Below are 17,910 nucleotides of genomic sequence, written 5' to 3'. Positions count from 1 at the left end.
CCTTACTGGGCCGTAGCCAGCACAACTGCGCCGGTCACCAGCAGGTTGATCAGGGTCAGCGGCAGACAGAACTTCCAGCTGAAGGCCATGACCTGGTCATACCGTGGGCGCGGAATCGAGGCGCGCAGCAGGATGAAGATCATGATGAAGAAGCAGGTTTTCAGGGCGAACCAGATAAACGGAATCTGCGGCAGGATGCCGAACGGCCCGTGCCAGCCGCCGAAGAACAGGGTCACCAGCAGCGCCGAAATGGTCACGATGCCGATGTATTCACCGACGAAGAACATGCCCCATTTCATCCCGGCATATTCGATGTGATAACCGTCGGCCAGCTCCTGCTCCGCTTCCGGCTGGTCGAACGGGTGACGGTGAGTCACCGCGACGCCGGCGATAAAGAAGGTACAGAAGCCGAAGAACTGCGGAATGATGAACCACAGATGCTCGGCCTGATAATCGACGATATCGCGCATGTTGAACGAGCCAACCTGAGCGACGATGCCCATCAGCGCCAGCGCCAGGAACACCTCGTAGGACACGGTCTGCGCCGAGGCACGCAGGGCACCGAGCAGGGCGAACTTGTTGTTGCTCGACCAGCCGGCGAACAGCACCGCATACACCGACAGGCCGGCCATGGCGAAGAAGAACAGGATGCCGATGTTCAGGTCCGCCACACCCCAGGTCGGGGTGATCGGGATGATCGCGAAGGCCATCAGCATGGCGGCGAAGGCGATCATCGGCGCGAGGATAAAGATCGTCTTGTCGGCGAACGGCGGCGTCCAGTCTTCCTTGAAGAACATCTTCAGCATATCGGCGACGATCTGGAACATGCCGAACGGGCCGACGCGGTTCGGACCGTAGCGGTCCTGCCACCAGCCGAGCAGACGGCGCTCGACGAAGCTCAGCAGCGCGCCGCAGATCACCACGGCGAGCAGGATGACGATGGCCTTGAACACCGCGATGATCACGTCCATCACTTCCGGAGTGAACCAGCTCATCATTGCGCGGCCTCCTGCACGTTGCTGACCACGGCACCGGCGATCAATACCGGGATGCCTGGCAGACCAACCGGCAGACCGACCATGCCGATGGCGAACTCTTCATGCACCTGCAACGGCAGACGCAGGGTCTGGCCGCCCACGGTCAGGCTGAGCAGCGCGCCGTCATTCACGCCCAAGCGATCGGCTTCGGCCTTGGCCAGCGCCACGTACGGCTGCGGGATGCGTTCCTGCAGCGGCGCGGCACGGGCAGAAGTCTCCTCACTGCCGAACAAATGGTGCAGTGGTACGGCCTGCAGGGTGCCTTGCGCCGGGTTGAACGCGGCGGCCACGCTGAACCACGGCAGGCTGACGCCTTTGGCTTCGATCAGGCGCACGCCCGGATCACCGGCGCGCAGATGGCCACCGACTTCGTCCTGGAACTTGTTCCAGGCCTGCGGCGAGTTCCAGCCTGGCGACCAGGCGAATGGAATCTGCTGACGGTCTTCCTTGCTGCCCGAATAACCTTCCATGGAGAAGGCGAAGGCCGAGTCCTGATCCTGCGGCTGACGCGGCTCATGCACGCTGATATTGGCGCGCATGGAGGTACGGCCGCTGTAGCGCAGCGGTTCGCGCGCCAGCTTCATGCCCTTGATGCGGAACGAGGCGCTCGGGGCGGCCCCGGTGATGCCGGCCAAGACACTGCTGCTGGCGGCGCAGGCGGCCGTCACTTGATCAAGCTGGCTCCAGTCGACGGCCTTGCCCTGCAGGGTGCTGTGCAACGCGTGCAGCCAGCGCCAGCCTTCACGCACCAGGATATTGCTGTCGTAGTAGCTCGGCTCGTACACCTGGAAGAAGCGCTGGGCGCGGCCTTCCAGGCTGACCAGAGTACCGTCGCCTTCGGCGAAGCTGGCTGCCGGCAGCAGCAGGTGGGCCTTGGCGCTGGTCGCGGTTTGTTGATGGTCGGCAACGATCACCAGCTTGGCGGCGGCCAGGGCGGCATCGACCTTGGCGGCATCGGCGCGACGGTACAGGTCGTTTTCCAGCACGATCACGGCGTCGGCCTGGCCGGCAGTCAGGGCGTCCAGCGCGGCGTCCAGCGACTTCCCGCCGATCTCTTCACCCAGGAATAGGGCCAGGCCCATGCTGTTGGCTTCCGGCACCACCAGGCTGATGGAGGCGTTCTTCTCGCGATTCTTCAGCGCGCTGGCGATGTTGGCCGCGGCTTCGATCAGCTCCTTGCTGCCCAACGAGGCACCGGAGACGATCAGCGGACGCTTGGCGTTAAGCAGAGCCTCAGCGATCAGCTGCACCAGCTCGGCGGCTTCGTCGTCCAGGCCGGTGACGGCCGGAGCGCTCGGGTCGATGGCGTGGGCCACGGCGAAACCGATACGCGCCAGGTCAGCCGGTGCGGCGTGCACACAGGCTTCGGCGATATCGTCGAGGCGAGTAGCGGCGACGCTGGCGATAAACAGCGGGTGCAGTTCGTCCTGAGCGACGTTCTGCACGGCCGCCATGTGCCAATCCTGGATCTTCATCGAGGCGGCAATTTCAGTGGCCTTGCCCTTGACCGTCTGGCGCAGGGCCAGGGCCAGGCGCGCGGCGGTCTGGGTCAGGTCTTCACCGAGGATGAACACCGCGTCGTGGCTTTCCACCTCGCGCAGGGTCGGCACCGGCAGCGGGCCGTTCTGCAGGATGTCGCGGATCAGGCGCAGGTTGTCCAGCTCGGCAGCGGCGATGCCGCTGTAGTAGTTGCTGGCACCAACCAGTTCGCGCAGGGCGAAGTTGCCTTCCAGGCTAGCGCGCGGCGAACCGATGCCGATTACGCGCTTGCCCTTGAGCAGTTCGGCAGCCTTGTCCAGCGCGGCATCCAGGCCGAGCTTCTCGCCACCGCCGTCTTTATTGAGGAGCAGCGGTTGGCGCGGACGGTCGTCGCGGTTGACGTAGCCGTAGCCAAAGCGGCCGCGGTCACAGAGGAAATACTGGTTCACATCGCCGTTGAAGCGGTTCTCGATGCGGCGGATCTCGCCATAGCGCTCGCCCGGGCTGGTGTTGCAGCCGCTGGAGCAGCCATGGCAGATGCTCGGGGCAAACTGCATGTCCCACTTGCGGTTGTAGCGCTCGGAGTGGGTCTTGTCGGTGAACACGCCGGTCGGGCAGACCTCGACCAGGTTGCCGGAGAACTCGCTCTCCAGCACGCCGTCTTCGACGCGGCCGAAGTAGACGTTGTCATGCGCGCCGTAAACACCCAGGTCGGTGCCGCCGGCGTAGTCCTTGTAGTAGCGCACGCAGCGGTAGCAGGCGATGCAACGGTTCATCTCATGGGAGATAAACGGGCCGAGCTGCTGGTTCTGGTGGGTGCGCTTGGTGAAGCGGTAGCGGCGCTCGTTGTGGCCGGTCATCACCGTCATGTCTTGCAGGTGGCAGTGACCGCCTTCCTCGCACACCGGACAGTCGTGCGGGTGGTTGGTCATCAGCCACTCGACGACGCTGGCGCGGAACGCCTTGGATTCTTCATCGTCGATGGAGATCCAGGTGTTATCAGTGGCAGGGGTCATGCACGACATGACGATGCGACCACGGGTGTCGTTCTCGTCGCTGTACTGCTTGACTGCGCACTGGCGGCAAGCCCCGACGCTACCGAGCGCCGGGTGCCAGCAGAAGTAAGGGATGTCGAGTCCTAGGGACAGACAGGCCTGTAGCAGGTTGTCCGCCCCATCGACTTCAAAATCTTTGCCGTCTACGTGGATAGTGGCCATGGTTCAGGTTTCTTCTTTGCCCGCCGAAGCAGGCTTGGCTAATGGAATCACGCGGTGTCGCGGGGCCAGGTCAGTGGCCGCCGTAACGCAAATTTTTATGGCCTGCCATCCATGGCGGCCACCCTTCGGGCCGTCGCTACGCGACGTTTAAAATGGCTCCCGGCCATTTTTTACGCGGGAGCGAATTGCCCCGTCGTTAGCGGCGCGCCCTGGCTGGCAACGCCGGCCTCGAACTCGCCACGGAAATACTTGATCGCACTGCCCAACGGCTCGACCGCACCCGGTGCATGGGCGCAGAAGGTCTTGCCAGGACCGAGGAAGTTGACCAGGCCAAGCAGGGTATCAATGTCCTGCTGAGTGCCTTGGCCACGCTCCAGAGCACGGAGAATTTTCACGCTCCACGGCAGGCCGTCACGGCACGGCGTACACCAGCCACACGACTCACGGGCGAAGAACTCTTCCATATTGCGCAGCAGCGAAACCATATTGACGCTGTCGTCCACAGCCAAGGCCAGGCCAGTACCCATACGAGTACCGACCTTGCCGATACCACCGGCATACATCAGCGCATCCAGGTGCTCGGGCAACAGAAAGCCGGTACCGGCCCCACCAGGCTGCCAGCACTTCAATTTATAGCCGTCGCGCATGCCGCCGGCGTAGTCCTCGAACAGCTCGCGGGCGGGCAAGCCAAAAGGCAGTTCCCACAGGCCAGGATTCTTCACCTTGCCGGAGAAACCCATCAGCTTGGTGCCCATGTCTTCGCTGCCCGGCCGCGCCAGGGTCTTGTACCAGTCGACGCCGTTGGCAACGATTGCCGGCACGTTACACAGGGTTTCGACGTTGTTTACGCACGTCGGCTTGCCCCACACGCCAACGGCGGCGGGGAACGGCGGCTTGGAGCGCGGGTTGGCGCGGCGACCTTCGAGGGAGTTGATCAGCGCGGTTTCTTCACCGCAGATGTAGCGGCCGGCGCCGGTGTGGACGAACAGCTCGAAGTCGAAACCGCTGCCGAGGATGTTCTTGCCCAGCAGGCCGGCAGCCTTGGCTTCCTCGATGGCGCGATTGAGGTTGGTGGCCGCGTCGACGTATTCGCCGCGCAGGAAGATATAGCCGCGATAAGCCTTGAGCGCGCGCGCGGAGATCAGCATGCCTTCCACCAACAGGTGTGGCAGCTGCTCCATGAGCATGCGGTCTTTCCAGGTGTTGGGTTCCATCTCATCCGCGTTGCACAGCAGGTAGCGGATGTTCATGGATTCGTCGGCCGGCATCAGGCCCCACTTCACGCCAGTGGGGAAGCCCGCACCACCGCGCCCCTTGAGGCCGGAGTCTTTGACCGTCTGCACGATATCGGCCTGGGCCATCTCGCCCAGAGCCTTGCGCGCCGCGGCGTAGCCATTCTTCGCCTGGTATTCCTCGAGCCAGACCGGCTGCGCGTCGTCACGCAAACGCCAGGTCAGCGGATGGGTTTCCTCGCTGCGGGCAATAGTGTTGGCCGGTCCGATGGACGTAAGCGTCATACGTAAGGCTCCAGTAGTTTGGCGACGCCATCAGGCTGGATATTGCCAAAAGTGTCGTCATCAATCATGACCGCTGGGGCTTTGTCGCAGTTACCCAAGCAGCACACGGGCAGCAGGGTAAAGCGGCCATCAGCAGTAGTCTGACCTGGGTCGATGCCCAGCTCAGTTTTGATGCTGCCCAGTACGTTTTCATGGCCGCCGATAAAGCAGGTCATGCTGTCGCAGACACGGATGATGTGGCGACCCACCGGCTGACGGAAAATCTGACTATAGAAGGTCGCCACGCCTTCGACATCGCTGGCCGGAATACCGAGGATCTCGCCAATCGCATCGGCGGCGCCGTCCGGCACCCAGCCACGGGCTTTCTGCACGATCTTCAACGCTTCGATGGACGCCGCGCGCGGGTCTTCGTAGTGATGCATCTCGTGCTCGATGGCCGAGCGCTCGGTTTCGCTGAGAGTGAAACGATCAGATTGAATAAGCGTGTTGCTATTGATTGTCAGGCTCATGTCAGCGGTCCACGTCGGCCATAACGAAGTCGATACTGCCCAGGTACGCAATCAGGTCCGCCACCATGCTGCCGCGGATCACCGAAGGGATCTGTTGCAGGTGCGGGAAGCTCGGCGTGCGAATCCGGGTACGGTAGCTCATGGTGCTGCCGTCGCTCGTCAGGTAGTAGCTGTTGATGCCCTTGGTCGCCTCGATCATCTGGAAGCTTTCGTTGGCCGGCATCACCGGGCCCCACGAGACTTGCAGGAAGTGGGTGATCAGGGTCTCGATGTGCTGCAGCGTGCGCTCTTTCGGCGGCGGCGTGGTCAGCGGGTGATCCGCCTTGTACGCGCCGGCCGGCATGTTGCGCATGCACTGGTCGATGATCTTGATGCTCTGGCGCATCTCCTCGACACGCACCATGCAGCGATCATAGGCATCGCCGTTAACGGCCAGCGGCACTTCGAACTCGAAGTTCTCATAGCCCGAATACGGCCGCGCCTTGCGCAGGTCGAAGTCGAGGCCGGTGGAACGCAGGCCGGCACCGGTAACGCCCCACTCGAGGGCTTCCTTGGTGTTGTACTGCGCCACGCCCTTGGTACGGCCGATCAGGATGCTGTTTTTCAGCGCGGCCTTGGTGTACTCGTCGAGGCGCTTAGGCAGCCAGTCGACGAACTCTTTGACCAATCCCTCCCAGCCGCGCGGCAGGTCGTGAGCAACGCCACCGATGCGGTACCAGGCCGGGTGCAGGCGGAAACCGGTGATGGCTTCGATCACCTTGTAAGCGCGCTGGCGGTCGGTAAAGGTGAAGAACACCGGGGTCATGGCCCCGACGTCCTGGATATAGGTACCGAGGAACAGCAGGTGGCTGGTGATACGGAAGAACTCGGCCATCATGATGCGAATCACGTCGACCTTCTGCGGCACCTTGATCCCGGCCAGCTTCTCCACGGCGAGCACGTACGGCAGGTTGTTCATCACCCCACCGAGGTAGTCGATGCGGTCGGTGTAGGGGATAAAGCTGTGCCAGGACTGGCGCTCGGCCATCTTCTCGGCACCACGGTGGTGGTAGCCGACTTCCGGCACACAGTCGACGATCTCTTCGCCATCGAGCTGCAGGATGATACGGAACGCACCGTGGGCAGACGGGTGGTTAGGGCCGAGGTTGAGGAACATATAGTCCTCGTGCTCGCTGCCACGCTTCATGCCCCAGTCTTCCGGCTTGAAGCGTGCTGCCTCTTCCTCAAGCTGCTGCTTGGCCAGGGTCAGGCTGTACGGATCGAATTCGGTGGCGCGCGCCGGGTAATCCTTGCGCAGCGGGTGACCTTCCCAGGTCGGCGGCATCATGATCCGGGTCAGGTGCGGGTGGCCGCTGAAATGGATGCCGTACATGTCCCAGACTTCACGCTCGTACCAGTTGGCGTTGGGCCAGATACTGGTGACGCTGGGCACATTGAGGTCGTGCTCGGCGAGCGGCACCTTGATCATGATGTCGCTGTTACGTTCCAGCGACATCAGGTGGTAGAACACCGTGAAGTCGGCACCCGGCAGGCCACGGCGCTGGGTGCGCAGGCGCTCGTCGACGCCATGCAGGTCATACAGCATGACGTAGGGGCGCGGCAGGTTGCGCAGGAAGGTCAGAACATTGATCAGGCGGTCGCGGGAAACCCACAGCACCGGCATGCCGGTACGGGTGCTCTGGACGGTAAAGGTCTCGGCACCAAAACGGGAATTCAGTTCGACGACCACATCTTGGTCGTCAGCCTTGTACGGCGGTATGGACAGAATGCTGTCTGCAGTCATGGTCTCGGTCGCTATCGGTCAACGGCGTCAGTAGGCGGGCTCGACAGGAGCCCAGGCTCACACTTCGTCGGGGCTGCGCAGGTTGGTCACAGCGATGCGCTGTTCGCGGCGCTGTTCTTTCTGCGAAGGCATGTCGGCACGGTAAACCCCTTGATCGCCGACGACCCAGGACAACGGCCGGCGCTCCTGGCCGATGGATTCCTGCAACAGCATCAAGCCTTGCAGAAATGCTTCGGGACGGGGCGGGCAGCCGGGGATGTAGACGTCGACCGGGAGGAACTTGTCGACGCCCTGCACCACCGAGTAGATGTCGTACATGCCGCCGGAGTTGGCGCAGGCACCCATGGAGATCACCCACTTGGGCTCCAGCATCTGCTCGTAGAGGCGCTGGATGACCGGTGCCATCTTGATAAAGCAGGTGCCGGCGATAACCATGAAGTCGGCCTGACGCGGAGACGCACGAATGACTTCCGCACCGAAGCGCGCGATATCGTGCGGTGCGGTGAAGGCAGTGGTCATTTCCACGTAGCAGCAGGACAGGCCGAAGTTGTACGGCCACAGGGAGTTCTTGCGCCCCCAGTTCACCGCACCGTTAAGAACATCCGAGAGCTTGCCCATGTAGATGTTCTTGTGGACCTCATCGCTTAGCAGCGGGTCGGAGACAGTCTCCCGCTCGCCAATCGGATACTGCTCATTAGGCGCATCCGGATCGACCCGAGTAAGTTTGTATTGCATCGCCAAAGCCTCATTGTTTTAGCTTCGCCTGCCGATTACGACGGCCTTCGGGTGCCCAATCGAGCGCACCGATACGCCAAAGGTAGACAAGACCTGCCAACAGAATTGCTATAAAGACTGTAGCTTCGATCAGCCCGGCCCAGCCGCTTTCGCGCACCGATACCGCCCAAGCGAAGAGAAAGAGGGCTTCAACGTCGAAGATCACGAAGAGCATCGCGACCAGATAGAACTTTGCCGAGAGGCGCAGACGGGCACTGCCGACGGGCAGCATGCCGGATTCGAAGGGTTCGTTCTTGCTGCGTCCCCAGGCCTTGCTACCCAGCAGACTGGACAGGCCGAGCATGAACGCAATGAGCCCGAAAACTCCGAGCAAGAATATGGCAAAAGCCCAGTTATGGGACATGGTCGTTACCGCATCAGGCATGCCGGTTCTCCTTGGGTAAAAGGAACGGCTTCTTTAATTTTTTTGTTGTGAAGAGCGCACCTGCGTCAGGTCGCCGCACAAAGTATGGGCGCAATTCTATTCGCGCACGGCCGAACTTGGTAAATTTTTTTCAACGCCCAGCGCAAGATGCCCGATTTCGGGCACAGACTCGCCGTTATCCGACCGGCCAGTCGCGCGGGATCAGCAGTTGGTTCCATTCAATACAGCCGCTATGCTTGGCTGCATCTCAATGGATTAAGACTATGACCCTGACTGAACTGCGCTACATCGTCACCCTCGCACAGGAGCAGCATTTCGGGCGCGCAGCCGAGCGTTGCCATGTCAGCCAGCCTACGCTGTCGGTTGGGGTGAAGAAGCTCGAAGATGAACTCGGTGTACTGATCTTCGAACGCAGCAAAAGCGCGGTACGCCTGACCCCGGTCGGCGAGGGCATCGTCACCCAGGCGCAGAAGGTGCTGGAACAGGCCCAGGGCATTCGCGAGCTGGCCCAGGCCGGCAAGAATCAGATGGCCGCCCCGCTGAAAATCGGTGCTATCTATACCGTCGGGCCTTACCTGTTTCCTCACCTGATTCCGCAACTGCACCGCGTCGCGCCGCAGATGCCGCTGTATATCGAAGAAAACTTCACCCACGTGCTACGCGACAAGCTGCGCAACGGCGAACTGGACGCGATCATCATCGCCCTGCCGTTCCACGAAGCCGATGTGCTGACCAAGCCGCTGTACGACGAACCCTTCTACGCCCTGCTGCCCGCCGGCCACCCCTGGGCCGCGATGGAAACCATCGACACCAAGCTGCTCAACGACAAGAGCCTGCTGCTGCTCGGCGAAGGCCACTGCTTCCGCGACCAGGTGCTGGAAGCCTGCCCGACGCTGCGTAAGGGCGGTGAAGACAGCGCCAAGCACACCACGGTGGAGTCCAGCTCGCTGGAAACCATCCGCCATATGGTCGCCTCCGGCCTCGGCGTATCGATCCTGCCGTTCTCCGCAGTGGACAGTCACCACTACGCCCCCGGCGTGATCGAAGTGCGTCCGCTCAGCCCGCCAGCCCCCTTCCGCACCGTGGCCATCGCCTGGCGCGCCAGCTTCCCACGGCCGAATGCCATCGAAGTGCTGACCGACTCGATCCGCCTGTGCTCGGTGGCTCGCCCGCAAGCGCCAAGCGCCTAAGGCCCGACGATGACCGAGCTGGCCGCGGTATCCGTTACCGCGCTGAAAGGCGTGGGTGCGGCCTTGGCCGAAAAGCTCGCCAAGGTTGGCCTGGAAACCCTGCAGGACGTGCTGTTCCACCTGCCGCTGCGTTATCAAGACCGCACCCGCATCGTGCCGATTGGCGCACTGCGCCCCGGCCAGGATGCGGTGGTGGAAGGCATAGTCGCCGGCGCGGATGTGGTCATGGGTCGCCGTCGTAGCCTGCTGGTACGCCTGCAGGACGGTAGCGGCACCCTCTCCTTGCGCTTCTACCACTTCAGCCAGGCGCAGAAGGAAGGCCTCAAGCGCGGCACTCAGGTGCGCTGCTACGGTGAAGTGCGGCCCGGCTCCTCAGGCCTGGAGATCTATCACCCGGAATACCGCGCACTGTCCGGCAGCGAGCCGATTGCCGTGGAACAGACCCTGACGCCGATCTACCCGACCACCGAAGGCCTGACCCAACAGCGCCTGCGCCAGCTCAGCGAGCAGGCCCTGGCCCGCCTCGGCCCACACAGCCTGCCGGATTGGCTGCCGCGCGAGCTGGCCGACGATTACCAGCTCAGCCCGCTCGACCAGGCGATTCGCTATTTGCATCGGCCACCGCCGGATGCCGATCTGGAAGAACTTGCCGAAGGCCGCCACTGGGCCCAGCACCGCCTGGCTTTCGAGGAACTGCTGACCCATCAACTGTCGCTACAGCGTCTGCGCGAAAGCGTGCGCGCGCAGCAGGCTCCAGCGTTGCCCCTGGCGAAAAGCCTGCCGCAGCAATACCTGGCCAATCTGGGCTTTACCCCCACCGGCGCGCAACAGCGGGTCGGCGCGGAAATCGCCTACGACCTCAGCCAGAGCGAGCCGATGCTGCGCCTGGTGCAAGGCGATGTCGGTGCAGGCAAGACAGTGGTCGCCGCCTTTGCCGCATTGCAGGCGCTGGAAGCCGGTTATCAGGTGGCGCTGATGGCACCCACCGAGATTCTTGCCGAGCAGCATTTCATCAACTTCAGCAAGTGGCTGGCACCGCTGGGCCTGGAAGTCGCCTGGCTGGCCGGCAAGCTCAAGGGCAAGGCCCGCGCCAGCGCTCTGGAGCAGATCGCTGCGGGCGCGCCCATGGTGGTTGGCACCCACGCGCTGTTTCAGGATGAAGTGCGCTTCGCCAACCTGGCCCTGGTGATCATCGATGAGCAGCACCGCTTCGGCGTACAGCAACGCCTGGCCCTGCGCCAGAAAGGCATCGGCGGGCGCATGTGCCCGCACCAGCTGATCATGACCGCCACGCCAATCCCACGAACCCTAGCGATGAGCGCCTACGCCGACCTCGACACCTCGATCCTCGACGAACTGCCGCCCGGCCGAACCCCGGTCAATACCCTGGTGATCGCCGACAACCGCCGCCTGGAAGTGGTCGAACGGGTGCGCTTGGCCTGTAATGAAGGCCGCCAGGCCTATTGGGTCTGCACCCTGATCGAGGAGTCCGAGGAGCTGACCTGCCAGGCCGCCGAAACCACCTTCGCGGATTTATCGGCGGCGCTCGGCGGGCTGAATGTCGGCTTGATCCACGGGCGCATGAAGCCAGCGGAAAAAGCCGCGGTGATGGACCAGTTCAAGCAGGGCCAATTGCAGCTGCTGGTCGCCACCACCGTGATCGAGGTCGGCGTCGACGTGCCCAACGCCAGCCTGATGATTATCGAAAACCCCGAGCGCCTGGGCTTGGCGCAACTGCACCAGCTGCGCGGGAGGGTCGGGCGTGGCAGTGCCGCCAGCCACTGTGTGCTGCTCTACCACCCACCCTTGTCGCAACTGGGCCGCGAGCGCCTGGCCATCATGCGCGAGACCTGCGATGGTTTCGTTATCGCCGAAAAAGATCTTGAACTCAGAGGGCCGGGAGAAATGCTCGGTACCCGCCAGACCGGCTTGCTGCAATTCAAGGTCGCCGACCTGATGCGCGACGCCGACCTGCTGCCGGCAGTACGCGACGCCGCGCAGGCGCTGCTGGAACACTGGCCGCAGCATGTCAGCCCGCTACTTGAACGCTGGCTACGCCATGGCCAACAATACGGTCAAGTGTGATCCAGCGCACAGGGCACCCGTCGCCTGCGCCGCCGATCCGCCAGCCCGCTGTTTATACTCGTGAAATTGCTGCCTCAGCCGGATATCGCCATGACCGAACTTGCCCTTGCCACCGACACCGCTCCGCGCCCGCCAGCGGTGATTCTGCAGTTGCTGGAAAAGCTCGGCCTGGCCTACCAGGTCTGCCGTGATCAACCCGGCCTGCCGGCCGCACAACGCCTGCAAGCGGTACTGCTGGATGACGCCGTGGGCGCGCTGCTGGTGCTCTACCCACAGAGCCAGCTGCTCGACCTCAACCGCCTGACCGAATTGACCGGCCGCCAGCTGGTCGCGGTCAAACCGGAACGCCTGGAGCGCATGCTCGGCAAACACAACCTGAAAGTGCTGCCCGGCCTGCCGCCGCTGACCAGTTCGCCGTGCCTGTACGACGAGCGCCTGCTGCAGGTGCCCAGCCTGTATATAGAGTCCGGTCAACGCGGCGTGCTGCTGGAGCTGAGCACCGAGGCCTTCAAGACCCTGCTGAGCAAGGCCAGCGCCGCGCGTTTCGGCGAGCCGCTGAGCAATATCCGCCTGAACCTCGATCGCCCGGACGATGACCGCGCCGAAATCACCCAGGCCGTGCAGGCCTTCACCGCCCGGCGCATCCAGCAGCGCCTGGAAGAGACCATCGAGATTCCGCCGCTGCCGGAAACCGCGCAGAAGATCATCAAGCTGCGCGTCGACCCGGACGCCACCGTCGATGACATCACCGGCGTGGTCGAGACCGATCCGGCGCTGGCCGCCCAGGTGGTCAGCTGGGCCGCCTCGCCCTACTACGCCGCGCCGGGCAAGATCCGCTCGGTGGAAGACGCCATCGTCCGTGTGCTGGGCTTCGACCTGGTGATCAACCTGGCTCTCGGCCTGGCCCTGGGCAAGACCCTGAGCCTGCCCAAGGACCACCCGCAACACGCCACGCCGTACTGGCAGCAGGCGATCTACAGCGCCGCAGTGATCGAAGGCCTGACCCGCGCTATCCCCCGCGCCCAGCGCCCAGAAGCCGGCCTGACCTACCTGGCCGGGCTGCTGCACAACTTCGGCTACCTGGTGCTGGCGCATGTGTTTCCGCCGCACTTCTCGTTGATCTGCCGGCATCTGGAGGTCAACCCGCACCTGTCGCACAGCTATATCGAGCAACACTTGCTCGGCATCAGCCGCGAGCAGATTGGTGCCTGGCTGATGCGCTACTGGGATATGCCGGAAGAATTGGCCAGCGCCCTGCGCTTCCAGCACGACCCCGACTACAGCGGCCCTCACGCCACCTACCCGAACCTGGTGTGCCTGTCAGTCAGCCTGCTGCGCAACCGCGGCATCGGGGCCGGTCCGCAGAGCGAGATCCCGCAAAGCCTGTTCGACAACCTCGGCATCAGCCGTGACAAGGCCGAAGAGGCCGTGAGCAAAGTGCTGGCCGCCGAAGTCGCGCTGCGCGAACTGGCGGCGCAATTCCACCCTGCGCACTAAAACGGCAGAACGTACAAAGGGGCCTTCGGGCCCCTTTTTCGTTGCAGTCGGGTGACTACTTCTTCAGCTGCGCACGCCGCGCGGCAAACAGCTCTGGCAGTACCTGCACGCTGCCATCGAGCAACTGGGCAACGGCTGGCTGCTCATACAGGGCGGCGTATTCGGCCAGCTTTTCACTGGGCATCTGCCGGTAGGCGTAAAGCATAAAGGACTCCACCGCCTCGGCACTGGAGGCCCGCAGCGCATCTTCCTGGGCCTTGGTCTGACTGTTCAGGGCTTTCTCGTCGATGCTTTCGCCGCGCCCCTGCAACGCCAGAAACGCCTGGGTCTTGCCGACCTCATAGCGCAGCAGGGTCGCCAGCGCCGTGGTGTGCGCCGCCGCATCCAGACGCCGCACCAGCTGCAAACGCTCCTCACGCGGCGGGCGCTCCGTCAGTTGCTTGCGATAGGCCGCCAACCCCTCGGCACCACTTTCGCCAACCGCTCGCTCGGCGGCGGTAAAGCCCTTCGCCAGCGGGCTCTCCAGTAGGTTCAGGGCTTGCTGCAACTGCGCTTGATCCAGCCGGCCGGCCAGTTGTTTGGCCAGATCCAGGCACAAGGCCTCGGCAGCAAACACCTTGGCCAGCTTGGCCTGCTGCTGGTCATTCAACCCGCGCTGCACCAGTGGCGCGCTCTGCTCGCAGAGCAAACGAATGCCGGCCAACTCGAAGACCGGCGCAAAGGCTTCGGCTTTCGGCGGCGCAGCCTGAGCAAGGGAGGAGGAAAACAGCAGGGCAATCAGCAGCAGACGCATGGGCAAGCTCTCACAGTGGCTATCTCCAGCCTAGCGAAAGCCTTGCGCGCCGGCCAGTGCTGGCGCGCGGCGGTGAGGCTCAGGCCGCTTTTTTCACTGCGGATTTCTTCTTTGGCATCAGGTATTTGGTCAGGCCCTGAAACCAGATCACCAGCGCCGGGTTGCCCTGGATCTGGATGTCCTTGTTCTGAATGCCCTGCATAAACGCCAGCTGCTTGTTCTTCGCATTCATGGTGGCGAAGCCATAAGCCGCATCCTTGAAGCCGAGGGCAAATGCCGGCTCGCTGGCCGGGCCGCGCTTGCTGGTGATGCGCTGGTCTTTAACGATGAAGTGACGGGCGACTTTGCCGTCCAGGGTGTGCAGCTGGAAAACCATGTCGCGGTCCACCAGCTGTTGCTGGAACGCCGGGTTTTCACGGCTGGCCTTGGTCATCAGGCGGCCCAGCATCCACAGAAGAAAACGGAATTTCATGCGCGAGGCCTCGCAAAGGGAAGGAAAAGGCGGCGCATTGTAGCGGTTTGCGGCGGGGACTACATCCGGCTGAAAGAAGGGCGCGAACACGCCAGCCGGAGGGGAGCAACCCGGAGCCGAAGGCCCCGGGCTGGGGACTCAGTTAACCGCGTCTTTCAGGGACTTGCCCGGCTTGAAGGCGACGGTGTTGCTGGCCTTGATCTTTACCGGCTCACCGGTTTGCGGGTTTTTACCGGTGCGAGCACCGCGGTGGCGTTGCACGAAAGTACCGAAGCCCACCAGGGTGACGCTGTCCTTGCGGTTCAGTGCGTTGGTGATTTCTTCGAGTACCGCGTTAAGTACACGGTTTGCCTGATCTTTAGTCAGATCTGCCTTATCGGCGATAGCGGCGGCGAGTTCCGGTTTACGCATAAATGCCTCTTTACGGTTTTTTGTTGTTGTGTCCGGGCTGCTCTGCGCGAGCAGATACCAAGGCGCCGCAACAGCTCTAGGCTGCGGCAGACTGAGGGAGAATGGCATGCCATCGGGCCCTGCGCCAGTCTTGTCCGACAGTTAAACCAGGCAATTTTGTGGCATATCCGACAGAACAAGCGCCATTCAGGCCAAAAGCGCAGGCAAGAGCTTATTCAAGGCCAATTTTTCCTGCACGGCCGTACCGGTCAGCGCATAACCCAGTAACGCGCCGCGGCTGTCATGACACAGCGCCTTGATATCGCCACCGCCGCCTTCCACGCTCCACTCGCCTTGCAGGCCGCGCGGTGGTGGCGATACCACCAGCGGGCAGACTGGGGTTTTCACCGTCACCGGCATAGGGCCGTAGTTCACCGCCGTCGGGCTGCCGGCCAGGGTTTGCGCCAGGGCGCGGGCACTGGTCATCAGCGGCATGACGTAGAGCAGGTTGATGCCGTCGACCTCGGCGCAATCGCCCAGGGCGTAGATATTGGCGTGAGAGGTGCGCAGCTGGCGGTCGACCACCACCCCGCGATTGACCGCCAGACCGGCGGCGGCGGCCAGCTCGGTACGCGGACGCAGGCCCACGGCCGAGAGCACCAGATCGCACTCGATCAGTGCGCCGTCGGACAAGTGGGCTTCCAACGCATCGCCTTTGTGATTCAGGCTGGCCAGCACCGGACCGAGGTGAAAACGCGCGCCGAGACCTTCCAGCCCCGCTTGTACGGCGGCAGCAGCAGCCGGATGCAGCAGCCCTGGCATCACCTGCTCGCAGGGAGCGACCAGTTCGACCTGATATCCGCCCAGGCTCAGGTCATTGGCGAACTCACAGCCGATCAGCCCAGCGCCCAGTAGCAGGACGCGCTGTTTGCCGGCGGCGGCGCTGCGAAAGCGCGCGTAGTCTTCCAGATCATTGATCGAGAAGATCGCATCGTCGGCATCGCCTTCCACCGGCACGCGAATCACCTCCGCGCCCCAGGCCAGCACCAGGTCGCGATAGGGCACGGCCTCTTCACCGATCCACAGCTGGTTATGGCCGGGATCGATACCGCTGATGCGGGTATGGGTGCGGATTTCCGCCTTGAGTTGCTCGGCCATGGTGCCCGGCTCGGCCATGCTCAGGCCGTCGGCGTCCTTGTTCTTGGCGAAGCCGGTGGACAACATCGGCTTGGAATAAGAGCGCCCGTCATCGGCGGTGATCAGCAGCAGCGGGGTTTCGCTGTCCAGCTTGCGAAACTCGCGGGCCAGGTTGTAGCCGGCCAGGCCGGTACCGACGATCACTACGGGAGCACTCATGCTGCATTCCTCACACGGGGCGCGCTGGCGCGGCCGGGTCAATTATTCGGGGGATAGGCGTTCAGGCGATTGCGATCATCTCGAAATCCAGCTTGCCGACGCCGCAATCTGGGCATAGCCAATCGGCGGGAATGTCTTCCCAGGCCGTACCGGGGGCGATGCCCTCTTCGGGCAGGCCAAGGGCCTCGTCATAGATAAAGCCACACACCACACACTGCCACTTGCGCATAGCCACCTCGCTGCTTATCCAGTTCGTTCGAGGTCTTTAGTATGCGCACTCGCTAAACAAAACGGCGACCCTTAGGTCGCCGCCTAGAGCAGCCTGGACTTAGAACTTGCTTCAGATCTCGCGAGCTAGAGCGAGACAAGGCAGAAATGGCCGAGGGCGCGGAGTTTACGGGTTGTAAATGAGCAGCCCGAGGCCATTTCTAACGCCGTATCGCCGACGCGCAGCAGATCTGAGCAGGTTCTTAGCCGATTTCGATCATTTCGAAATCCAGCTTGCCCACGCCGCAGTCGGGGCACAGCCAGTCTTCCGGGACGTCCTGCCACGGTGTACCGGCGGCGATACCCTCATCAGGCCAGCCTTGGCTCTCGTCGTAAATCAGTCCACAGACCACACATTGCCACTTCTTCATAACTACCTCAGGTGGATCTCACGGCTATTGCGCCGGGCAAACTACCGTATATGCGCAGGTGCGCCAAGCCGCCGGGCGATGAATAGCCGGTCGTAGCGGCCAACCAAAGTCGGGTTCTGCCCAGCGCAGCGGCCACTCGGCGCGCCTTGCGCCACCTGTCCGGGCGCAGGGGCCATGCTAGACTCGCGCGCCTCTGCCTACGGTGAAACCTGCTCGTGCCCCACGCCACCCTCGCTCATCCGCCGCGCTGGCTGACTGCCAGCCAACTGCACCCTGCGCCCACTACCGCGGTGCGCGACTGGCTGTTTAATGGGGATTCGCTGACGCGGCGGCTGACCGCCCTGTCGGCCGATGGCTTCAGCGTCACCCCGCTGCATGAAGGCTGGCAGCGCCTGCGCAGCGATGAATGCAGCGCACTGGGCGTGGTCAACGGCAGCCAGGGCTGGGTGCGCGAGGTGTACCTACGCGGCCATGGCCAGCCCTGGGTGTTCGCCCGCAGCGTAGCGGCGCGCAGCGTGCTGGAAGGCTCCGGCCTGGCGCTGGATCAACTCGGCAGTCGTTCGCTGGGTGAGTTGCTGTTTAGCGACCGCGCCTTCGACCGCGGCGAGTTGCAGGTATGTCGCTACCCGGCCCAGTGGCTACCACCGGAGGCTTATAGCGAGCGCCTGTGGGCGCGCCGCTCGTGCTTTAGCCGTGGCGCGCTGGGCGTGTTGGTGGCTGAGGTATTCCTCCCCGAATTCTGGGCGGCGGCCGCCATCGACAATCCTTAAAGTGAAAAACCGTGCCGG

Annotated in this window: 17 protein-coding genes; 4 read left to right on the top strand and 13 right to left on the bottom strand. The window is 63.2% G+C overall.

The window, feature by feature from the left end:
* Window positions 1-2 precede the first annotated feature (2 nt).
* The 7 genes from nuoH to WBK23_RS11480 all read right to left on the bottom strand — a co-directional run bounded on the left by nuoH (window position 3) and on the right by WBK23_RS11480 (window position 8,701).
* Window positions 3-995: an NADH-quinone oxidoreductase subunit NuoH gene (nuoH, locus tag WBK23_RS11510; protein ID WP_424484122.1), complete on the bottom strand. Its 993-nt coding sequence runs from the start codon at window positions 993-995 to the stop codon at window positions 3-5.
* Entirely contained in the window at window positions 995-3,733 is a 2,739-nt protein-coding gene (gene nuoG / locus WBK23_RS11505) for an NADH-quinone oxidoreductase subunit NuoG (RefSeq protein ID WP_424484094.1), read from the bottom strand. The genes nuoH and nuoG overlap by 1 nt, the downstream gene beginning before the upstream one ends.
* A 170-nt stretch (window positions 3,734-3,903) precedes the next feature.
* Window positions 3,904-5,250: an NADH-quinone oxidoreductase subunit NuoF gene (gene nuoF, locus WBK23_RS11500; protein ID WP_424484093.1), complete on the bottom strand. Its 1,347-nt coding sequence runs from the start codon at window positions 5,248-5,250 to the stop codon at window positions 3,904-3,906.
* Window positions 5,247-5,759: an NADH-quinone oxidoreductase subunit NuoE gene (nuoE, locus tag WBK23_RS11495; RefSeq protein WP_424484092.1), complete on the bottom strand. Its 513-nt coding sequence runs from the start codon at window positions 5,757-5,759 to the stop codon at window positions 5,247-5,249. Before nuoE ends, nuoF begins: the two co-directional genes overlap by 4 nt.
* A 1-nt stretch (window position 5,760) precedes the next feature.
* Entirely contained in the window at window positions 5,761-7,542 is a 1,782-nt protein-coding gene (gene nuoC / locus WBK23_RS11490; protein WP_424484091.1) for an NADH-quinone oxidoreductase subunit C/D, read from the bottom strand.
* Window positions 7,543-7,599: 57 nt separating this feature from the next.
* A complete protein-coding gene (locus WBK23_RS11485; protein ID WP_424484090.1) occupies window positions 7,600-8,277 on the bottom strand; it encodes an NADH-quinone oxidoreductase subunit B in 678 nt (225 codons plus the stop codon).
* 10 nt (window positions 8,278-8,287) lie between these two features.
* The gene (locus tag WBK23_RS11480; protein WP_424484089.1) at window positions 8,288-8,701 is read right to left on the bottom strand and encodes an NADH-quinone oxidoreductase subunit A; all 414 of its coding nucleotides are present in this window, start codon (window positions 8,699-8,701) and stop codon (window positions 8,288-8,290) included.
* A gap of 263 nt (window positions 8,702-8,964) precedes the next feature.
* Between WBK23_RS11480 and WBK23_RS11475 the strand changes: the two genes are divergently transcribed.
* The 3 genes from WBK23_RS11475 (at window position 8,965) to WBK23_RS11465 (ending at window position 13,473) form a co-directional block, all read left to right on the top strand.
* Window positions 8,965-9,891 (top strand): hydrogen peroxide-inducible genes activator, encoded by a 927-nt coding sequence (locus WBK23_RS11475; protein WP_424484088.1) that lies wholly within the window; start codon window positions 8,965-8,967, stop codon window positions 9,889-9,891.
* 9 nt (window positions 9,892-9,900) lie between these two features.
* The gene (gene recG / locus WBK23_RS11470; RefSeq protein ID WP_424484087.1) at window positions 9,901-11,976 is read left to right on the top strand and encodes an ATP-dependent DNA helicase RecG; all 2,076 of its coding nucleotides are present in this window, start codon (window positions 9,901-9,903) and stop codon (window positions 11,974-11,976) included.
* A 90-nt stretch (window positions 11,977-12,066) separates the two neighbouring features.
* Complete coding sequence (locus WBK23_RS11465) at window positions 12,067-13,473, top strand: HDOD domain-containing protein (RefSeq protein ID WP_424484086.1); 1,407 nt, start codon at window positions 12,067-12,069, stop codon at window positions 13,471-13,473.
* Between the two features lie 55 nt (window positions 13,474-13,528).
* Here WBK23_RS11465 and WBK23_RS11460 read toward each other — a convergent pair whose 3' ends face one another.
* The 6 genes from WBK23_RS11460 to WBK23_RS11435 all read right to left on the bottom strand — a co-directional run bounded on the left by WBK23_RS11460 (window position 13,529) and on the right by WBK23_RS11435 (window position 17,122).
* Complete coding sequence (locus WBK23_RS11460) at window positions 13,529-14,266, bottom strand: hypothetical protein (RefSeq protein WP_424484085.1); 738 nt, start codon at window positions 14,264-14,266, stop codon at window positions 13,529-13,531.
* Window positions 14,267-14,345: 79 nt separating this feature from the next.
* On the bottom strand, window positions 14,346-14,738 hold the full coding sequence (locus tag WBK23_RS11455; RefSeq protein WP_424484084.1) for a helicase: 393 nt from the start codon (window positions 14,736-14,738) through the stop codon (window positions 14,346-14,348).
* A gap of 138 nt (window positions 14,739-14,876) precedes the next feature.
* Entirely contained in the window at window positions 14,877-15,149 is a 273-nt protein-coding gene (locus WBK23_RS11450) for an HU family DNA-binding protein (protein ID WP_090250753.1), read from the bottom strand.
* A gap of 186 nt (window positions 15,150-15,335) precedes the next feature.
* Entirely contained in the window at window positions 15,336-16,484 is a 1,149-nt protein-coding gene (locus WBK23_RS11445) for an NAD(P)/FAD-dependent oxidoreductase (RefSeq protein WP_424484083.1), read from the bottom strand.
* Window positions 16,485-16,545: 61 nt separating this feature from the next.
* The gene (locus tag WBK23_RS11440; RefSeq protein WP_424484082.1) at window positions 16,546-16,713 is read right to left on the bottom strand and encodes a rubredoxin; all 168 of its coding nucleotides are present in this window, start codon (window positions 16,711-16,713) and stop codon (window positions 16,546-16,548) included.
* A gap of 241 nt (window positions 16,714-16,954) precedes the next feature.
* Window positions 16,955-17,122, bottom strand: a complete 168-nt coding sequence (locus WBK23_RS11435; RefSeq protein ID WP_422582407.1) for a rubredoxin — start codon at window positions 17,120-17,122, stop codon at window positions 16,955-16,957.
* A 215-nt stretch (window positions 17,123-17,337) separates the two neighbouring features.
* Here WBK23_RS11435 and WBK23_RS11430 point away from each other — a divergent pair, with 215 nt between their 5' ends.
* Window positions 17,338-17,892: a chorismate--pyruvate lyase family protein gene (locus WBK23_RS11430; protein ID WP_424484081.1), complete on the top strand. Its 555-nt coding sequence runs from the start codon at window positions 17,338-17,340 to the stop codon at window positions 17,890-17,892.
* Window positions 17,893-17,910: the final 18 nt, after the last annotated feature.

Source organism: Pseudomonas sp., assembly GCF_049653025.1.
In the GTDB taxonomy this organism is placed as follows: Bacteria; Pseudomonadota; Gammaproteobacteria; order Pseudomonadales; family Pseudomonadaceae; genus Aquipseudomonas.
This window is presented reverse-complemented; position numbering and strand designations above follow the sequence as displayed.

What these genes read in the sequence shown, in the direction of transcription:
- nuoH (WP_424484122.1), bottom strand. Translation starts at nt 995, where the DNA reads ATGAGCTGGTTCACTCCGGAAGTGATGGACGTGATCATCGCGGTGTTC.
- nuoG (WP_424484094.1), bottom strand. Translation starts at nt 3,733, where the DNA reads ATGGCCACTATCCACGTAGACGGCAAAGATTTTGAAGTCGATGGGGCG.
- nuoF (WP_424484093.1), bottom strand. Translation starts at nt 5,250, where the DNA reads ATGACGCTTACGTCCATCGGACCGGCCAACACTATTGCCCGCAGCGAG.
- nuoE (WP_424484092.1), bottom strand. Translation starts at nt 5,759, where the DNA reads ATGAGCCTGACAATCAATAGCAACACGCTTATTCAATCTGATCGTTTC.
- nuoC (WP_424484091.1), bottom strand. Translation starts at nt 7,542, where the DNA reads ATGACTGCAGACAGCATTCTGTCCATACCGCCGTACAAGGCTGACGAC.
- WBK23_RS11485 (WP_424484090.1), bottom strand. Translation starts at nt 8,277, where the DNA reads ATGCAATACAAACTTACTCGGGTCGATCCGGATGCGCCTAATGAGCAG.
- WBK23_RS11480 (WP_424484089.1), bottom strand. Translation starts at nt 8,701, where the DNA reads ATGCCTGATGCGGTAACGACCATGTCCCATAACTGGGCTTTTGCCATA.
- WBK23_RS11475 (WP_424484088.1), top strand. Translation starts at nt 8,965, where the DNA reads ATGACCCTGACTGAACTGCGCTACATCGTCACCCTCGCACAGGAGCAG.
- recG (WP_424484087.1), top strand. Translation starts at nt 9,901, where the DNA reads ATGACCGAGCTGGCCGCGGTATCCGTTACCGCGCTGAAAGGCGTGGGT.
- WBK23_RS11465 (WP_424484086.1), top strand. Translation starts at nt 12,067, where the DNA reads ATGACCGAACTTGCCCTTGCCACCGACACCGCTCCGCGCCCGCCAGCG.
- WBK23_RS11460 (WP_424484085.1), bottom strand. Translation starts at nt 14,266, where the DNA reads ATGCGTCTGCTGCTGATTGCCCTGCTGTTTTCCTCCTCCCTTGCTCAG.
- WBK23_RS11455 (WP_424484084.1), bottom strand. Translation starts at nt 14,738, where the DNA reads ATGAAATTCCGTTTTCTTCTGTGGATGCTGGGCCGCCTGATGACCAAG.
- WBK23_RS11450 (WP_090250753.1), bottom strand. Translation starts at nt 15,149, where the DNA reads ATGCGTAAACCGGAACTCGCCGCCGCTATCGCCGATAAGGCAGATCTG.
- WBK23_RS11445 (WP_424484083.1), bottom strand. Translation starts at nt 16,484, where the DNA reads ATGAGTGCTCCCGTAGTGATCGTCGGTACCGGCCTGGCCGGCTACAAC.
- WBK23_RS11440 (WP_424484082.1), bottom strand. Translation starts at nt 16,713, where the DNA reads ATGCGCAAGTGGCAGTGTGTGGTGTGTGGCTTTATCTATGACGAGGCC.
- WBK23_RS11435 (WP_422582407.1), bottom strand. Translation starts at nt 17,122, where the DNA reads ATGAAGAAGTGGCAATGTGTGGTCTGTGGACTGATTTACGACGAGAGC.